The sequence below is a fragment of the Pseudoalteromonas luteoviolacea NCIMB 1944 genome, assembly GCF_001625565.1.
Lineage (GTDB): Bacteria > Pseudomonadota > Gammaproteobacteria > Enterobacterales > Alteromonadaceae > Pseudoalteromonas > Pseudoalteromonas luteoviolacea_F.
The window spans coordinates 1-253 of the sequence record NZ_AUXS01000093.1; the positions used below are offsets into that span (position 1 = coordinate 1).

At 47.0% G+C, this 253-nt stretch carries 1 protein-coding gene; it reads left to right on the forward strand.

Annotated elements, in window-relative coordinates:
- A partial coding sequence (locus N483_RS27400; RefSeq protein WP_196764432.1) for a hypothetical protein occupies positions 1–253 on the forward strand: 253 nt, incomplete at both ends.

Below are 253 nucleotides of genomic sequence, written 5' to 3' on the forward strand. Positions count from 1 at the left end.
CGGCTGATCACTTTGGATCACAAAGTGAAGTATCGGTAACTCTAGGCCAAGAAGAGCAAACAGCCAAAGAGGTTGTTTTTACTGAGCAACTTAACACTGGCGACAAATCCATATCAGGCCGCGTATTTGTCGATATTAACCAAGATGGCACCAACAACGGGAATGACTTTGTCCTTGTAGGGGTTGAGATCCAGCTGACAGGTCAGGATCTTTACGGTGAAGCGGTGAACCTGCGCACCACAACAGATGCAAA